General features: G+C 71.1%; 5 protein-coding genes. All 5 read left to right on the top strand.

What is annotated here, in order from left to right:
• Positions 1-79 precede the first annotated feature (79 nt).
• Positions 80-1,708: a hypothetical protein gene (locus RIN75_RS26095; RefSeq protein WP_309114659.1), complete on the top strand. Its 1,629-nt coding sequence runs from the start codon at positions 80-82 to the stop codon at positions 1,706-1,708.
• 297 nt (positions 1,709-2,005) lie between these two features.
• On the top strand, positions 2,006-3,865 hold the full coding sequence (locus tag RIN75_RS26100; RefSeq protein WP_309114660.1) for a TraM recognition domain-containing protein: 1,860 nt from the start codon (positions 2,006-2,008) through the stop codon (positions 3,863-3,865).
• The gene (locus RIN75_RS26105; protein WP_309114661.1) at positions 3,862-4,572 is read left to right on the top strand and encodes a DUF4913 domain-containing protein; all 711 of its coding nucleotides are present in this window, start codon (positions 3,862-3,864) and stop codon (positions 4,570-4,572) included. The genes RIN75_RS26100 and RIN75_RS26105 overlap by 4 nt, the downstream gene beginning before the upstream one ends.
• Entirely contained in the window at positions 4,569-4,979 is a 411-nt protein-coding gene (locus RIN75_RS26110; protein WP_309114662.1) for a hypothetical protein, read from the top strand. The genes RIN75_RS26105 and RIN75_RS26110 overlap by 4 nt, the downstream gene beginning before the upstream one ends.
• 316 nt (positions 4,980-5,295) lie before the next feature.
• Positions 5,296-5,586, top strand: a complete 291-nt coding sequence (locus tag RIN75_RS26115) for a hypothetical protein (protein WP_309114663.1) — start codon at positions 5,296-5,298, stop codon at positions 5,584-5,586.
• Positions 5,587-5,744 lie beyond the last annotated feature (158 nt).

The raw sequence follows: 5,744 nt of genomic DNA on the forward strand, positions 1-5,744 counted from the left end.
GTACGGGCGCACCGGGCGGACGGCCATGGCGGGGCCTAGCCGCCGCGCACTACTAGCGGAACCGGTTAGGGCCGGTCCGGTGACCAGGGGATTCCAGTCGTTGGGGGACGACATGAAGCTGACAGGCCGTCGACGTCGCCAGCGCGACACAGCACCGAACAACACCACAACCTCGCACACCGCCGCACCGGCGGATCGCCGCGCGAAGTCTGACATCAGCGATCAGGTGCCGCAGACGGTCGCCGATGCCGCCGCGCGGGTCGTGGCGACCCGGACCGATCCGCTGGCCGACCTGCGGGCGCTGCCCGTCCCACCGGCCCGGGGTTGGGCCACCGCCGGTGGCGGACGCGACCACCACGTGGGGTCCGCGACGCTGTGGCAGGGCACGAGCACCCAGCTGGCCGGCCTGTACCCGTTCGTGGGCGGTTCGGGCAGCCGGGTCCGCGGCGTGCCCATCGGGCACGACCTGCACACCCACGAGCCCGTCGGGCTGCATCCGGGCGACTGGCTGAAATCGGGCCTGATCACCAACACCGGCATGTGGATCCAGGCTCAGCCCGGCGTCGGGAAGAGCGCGTTCGCGAAGAGGTTGGGTACCGGGCTGGTGTCGATGGGGTGGATGCTGTTCGTCCCGGCCGATGTCAAGGGCGAGTACTCCCCGTTGATCTCCCGCCTCGGCGGCACCGTGATCAAAGTCGGCCGAGGCCACGACGCGATCAACCCCCTCGACCCCGGGCCGCTGGGTGCGGTGCTGGCACGCGAACCCGCCGGGCGGCGACGCGAGGCGCTGGCCGAGTCGATCCGGGCCCGGCAGACCGCGCTGCTGGAAGGGCTGCTGCTGCTGGAACTCGACCGCCAGCCCAGCCCCATCGAGCGCAACATCGTCTCGCGCGCGCTGGATGTGGCCACCGACGCCACACTGGACGGGCAGCCCACCATCCCGGAGGTCCGCGAAGTCCTCGACCAGGCACCGCGCAAGCTGCTGGACGCCGCGCGGGTGGAGGGACGCGTCGAGCGGTACTTCGACCTGATGCGCCCGGTGCTCTCGGCGCTGGACCTGTTGTGCGACGGGCCGTTGCGCGGGCTGTTCGACCAACGCTCCACCGCGACCCTGGACCCGTCCTCACCGGCGACCAGCCTGGACATCAGCGCCTTGGACGAGGAGACCGACGAGGTGGTCGCCGCCGCCATGCTGTGCAGCTGGGCCTGGGGCAGCGGCATGATCGAGGCCCGTCAGGCCGGTGCCGGCCGCAACATCCTCTGGGTCCAGGACGAGGCGTGGCGGGCGTTGCGGACCGGGCCGGGGCTGGTCGAGAAAAGCGACCGGATGACCCGGCTCAACCGCCACAAAGGTGTCGCCTCGGTCTACCTGACCCACTCGATGGACGACCTGGAGGCGCTGCCCTCGGCCGAGGACCGCGCCAAAGCACGCGGCATCGCAAGCCGGTGCGCGATCCACGTCTACGGCGGACTGCCCGCCTCCGAGCTGGACTCGCTGGCGGTGACCCTGTCCGGGCGCGAGGCGGAGATGCTCGCGTCTTGGCAGAGCGCGGGCACATGGGTGCCCGGCCAACGCCACCCCGGCCGCGGCCTCTACCTGATCAAGGCGGGGGAGAGGGCCGGATTGCCGGTCCGGATGCACCTGCACCGACGCGAACTCGACCTCTACAACACCGACGCCGCCTTCCAGACCAGGCGCGCCGCATGAACCGGCATGCCCGCCCGTGTCCGCGACGCCGGACCACAGAGGCCTGATCGCACACCGCAGATCAAGACCACGCGGCGGTCCCGACCGGATCGACACCACGGGATCACCGCACCACCACTGTTCGGGGGGACAGGGGAGATGAACGACAGCACGACCACCACGACCAGCACCATCGGATCCGACCGACTCCGACCGTGCCCGGCGGGCCGCTTCGCGTCCGACGCCGCCCGGCGGGCGTGAGCGGGGACCGACATGACGAGTCCGACCTCACGCCAGCACGCCAGTGGATCCTCACCGGTGGCACCCTGGGTAATCACCGGCCTGATCGGCGCGGTGTTCGCCGCCCTGGGCGCGGTCTGGATAGCCGCCCGCCTGGCCGCAGCCAGCGACTTCACCGTGCCCGATTACGGCGACATTCCTGGAGCGCTGAAGAAGAACGGCGTGGCCGGAGTGATCGGCCCGAACGGGTCGGTGCCGCTGTTCACCGCCGTCCTGGGCCTTCAAGGCGCCGTGGTGCTGGGGATCGCGATCACGGTGGCCGTCTCTGTATCGCGCCACGGCATCCCCCGCGACGGAATGCGGTGGATGACCTCGCCGAAGGCTTTCCGCGACCTCCAGCACAAGGCGATAGCCAAGCGCGCGCTGGGACTGCGCCCCTCCCTCGCAGGGCAGAAGCCCAAGAACCTGCTCCCACGCGACGTCGGCGTCGCCCTAGGTGACGTCAGCGGCGTCAACCTCTACAAGAGCTGGGAGGACGTCGAGCTCGTCATCTGCGGCCCGCGCAGCAACAAGACCTCGGCCAAGGTGGTGCCCGACATCATCGCCGCACCGGGCCCGGTGGTCGCCACCAGCAACAAGCCCGACGTGTGGATGCTGACCGCCGGCGTCCGGGCGAAGAGGGGCCGGATCTGGCTGTTCGACCCACAGCGGATCACCTACCAGGGTCAGGCGTTCTGGTGGGATCCGCTCTCCGCGGTGCGCGACGTGGAGAGCGCCTCCCGCATGGCGTCCTACTTCATGCGCGAGGTCGGCGGCGGCGCCGGCTCCTCCGGCCGGGCCGACCCGTTCTTCACCCCGGCCAGTACCAAGACGCTCCGACAGCTCATCCTCGCGGCCGCATGCAGCGGACGCACCCTGCGCGACGTGGTGATGTGGGTGTCCACCCGCTCGGAGGAACCCGCCACCTATCTGGAGCGGGCCGGGCACGGGGCGCAGGCCGTCAGCCTGCGCTCCACCCTGGAGCTTCCTCCCGAGACCAAGGGCGGCATCTTCGAAGGCGTGTCCACGGCGCTGGCCTGCCTGGACTCCGAAGCGTTGCTGCGCTGGGTGACCCCGCCGTCCACTTGGAAGGAACCTCCCACCGATCCGCGCACAGTGGCGCAGTTGGACCTGTGGTCGCTGATCACCAAGGTCGGCGACCAGCACCCGACTCTGTACCTGCTCTCCCGCGAGGGTGAGGGCAGCGGCCGGCCGATCGTCGCCGCGATCGTCGGCGAGCTGATCGACGTCGCAGTCCAGGCCGCCAGCGCCCGCGGCGGTCGGCTGGACCCACCGATCACGCTCCAGCTCGACGAAGCGGCCAACATCGTGCGCCTGCCCGAGTTGCCGTCGTGGATGTCGTGGTTCGGCAGCATGGGGTTGCTGGTCACCGTCGTGTTGCAGTCGCGCGAGCAGGGCCGCAGCGTGTGGGGCCGCGAGGGCTTCGATTCGCTATGGAGCGCCGCGACCATCAAGACCGTGGGCGCCGGTGTCGCCGACGCCGATTTCGCCGAGGAGGTCTCCCGCCTGGTCGGCGACCACAAGATCGAGGAGACCTCCACCTCCTACTCCTCAGGCGGCCGGTCGACCTCACGGTCGTTGCGCACCGAGCGGATCCTCAGCGCCGCCGACGTCGCGGCCATGAACCGCACCAACGCCATCCTGCTCACCTCCGGGCGGCGGCCGGCGCTGCTGAACCTGCATCCCTGGTACGCCGAGGACGACGCCGAGAAGCAGCAGATCACCGCGTTCTCCCGACAGGCCACCGACGAGGTCCAGCAGGCCGCGATCGCCTACCTCGGGCCCGACAACCCGGTCGCCGCGGCGCTGATGGCCGAACGCGAGCAGGCCGAGCAGGCACGCGCCCGAACCGCACCCGTGGGCGGAGGCCGGCGATGACCGCGCCCGACGTGGTGGAACGGCTGCAACGACTGGAACGGCGGTTGGGGGCGCTGGAGACCGAGCACTTCGCGCTCACCGAGCAGGTGCGTCGGGTAGGCGAGACCGCCGACCGCGCCGCCGGTGGCCTGGACGAACTGGAGGAGATCCTCACCGACGTCACGGTGGACAACGCCGAGCGGGCGGACGCGATGGACCGCGCGATGGCGCAACGCCAAACCCAACTAGACGCCGAAGTCGAAGTCGTGCCCGCGCCTGGCAGTGAACTCGCGCCCCTGCTAGGCGTCACCGGCGTGCCGGCGGTGTCCGCTGGCGGCGACAGCGGGCAGGCGGCAGACGGCGGGATCGACGCGCCCGACATCGCCGTGTTGCACGCCTGGGTGCAAACCCACATCGCCCCGCTGGTGCGCAAGACCACCACCTCGGGCGAGGGCGCGGGCATCCGCTGGTGCCGGCGGTGGTGGGAACACGTGGACGCGGTAGAGCGGTTCATCGCCCTCTACCTGGCCTACCACGCGCTGGCGGAGGAGGAGTCGCCGACCTGGCTCAGCGTCTACCTGCGCGACCACCTCGATCCCCACCTCGCCACCCTCACCAGCCCGTACGGACCGTTCTACCTCTGCCACCCCCGGCACCACAGCGACGCCTCCGAAGCCCTCGGTCAGGCCGAACTGCACGCCGCACAGCCGAGGGAGACCACGCCGTGACCACTGCCCGCCCGCACCAGGGCACCGAACCGGACAGCCTGTCCGACAGCGCTGCCGAGACAGTGACCGACCAGCCGGTCGCGCACCCCGGCGGCCAGGCCGGATCGCAAGTCACGACGCAGGAGACCTTGCTGGAACTGCGCGTGCGGGCACTGGAAGAGGAGACCGAGCACACCACCGAGGCCGTCGACGACGTGCGTTACGCGGTCGAAGTGCTGGCCGGAGTGGACGGACGGCTTCGCGCCGACCTCGCCCAGGGCTTGGCCGAGATCGGCCGGTGGGCGACCTGGTTGTCCCTCCGCGTCGCCCACGAAGACGCGCTGGCCGACGGCGAACGACCCGAACCCGCCCCTGACGGCGGTCCCCCCGCCGATCCCGACGGCGATCCGGACGGGGACGGGAGATGAATCGCACCACCCGGACCGGGACGTGGCCCCCGACCACGTCCACCACCGTGCCGACGCCCTTCTCCGGCCGTCGGCGCACCCCGGCGCGGCCCGACCCCACGCGGGCCGTGCCGGGACCTAAGCCACCAGCCGCTCGACGCAGCCCCCGCCAGCACAGCAACCACACCGGCATCCGCCACCGCGCGGGTACCGGTCGACCGACCGCGGGGAGCCGACATGACCTCACCAGACGACCGCCCCGACCAACTCCGGGACGAATCCGGCGCGAACAACCCCGCGCCCGCCGGGCACAATGGACCGCAGGAGGGGTTTGACGATGAGCACGATGAACACCTACGGCCACCAGGCGATGGCGCACTGGCAGAAGGCCAGGGCAGCGGAGTTCGGCCGGATCGCGGACCCGACGGCCTTCTTCAGCCAGCTCGGGAGCGAGATCGCGGTCGAAGTGGAGCGGCGCCGCACCGAGCGGGAGAGGACGACCGAGGCGGGCCAGAGCGAGGACTTCCTGGCGAACCTGGCGAGCCTGAACTCGGCGTCGAGCGTGATCGACGAGGTGATGAGGGAAATGGTCTTCAACCTGCCGGAGGAGACGGCCGACCTGAGCTAGACCGGTTCCGTCCGCGCGGCCAGGAGGACTTCGCGCCCTCCGGGCAGAGAGCGCGGATCGAGGCCAATCTCGCCGCGCTGAGGCTGCTGTCCTCACTCGGGCAGGACGGCCGCATCGGCGGCACACCCGAGCGTGAGCCGACCCCGGACGAGCGGGCG

Origin of the sequence: Saccharothrix sp. (assembly GCF_031180885.1) — a bacterium.
In the GTDB taxonomy this organism is placed as follows: domain Bacteria; phylum Actinomycetota; class Actinomycetes; order Mycobacteriales; family Pseudonocardiaceae; genus Actinosynnema.

Coding starts and splice junctions, on each gene's coding strand:
- RIN75_RS26105 (WP_309114661.1), top strand. CDS start 3,862: ATGACCGCGCCCGACGTGGTGGAACGGCTGCAACGACTGGAACGGCGG.
- RIN75_RS26115 (WP_309114663.1), top strand. CDS start 5,296: ATGAGCACGATGAACACCTACGGCCACCAGGCGATGGCGCACTGGCAG.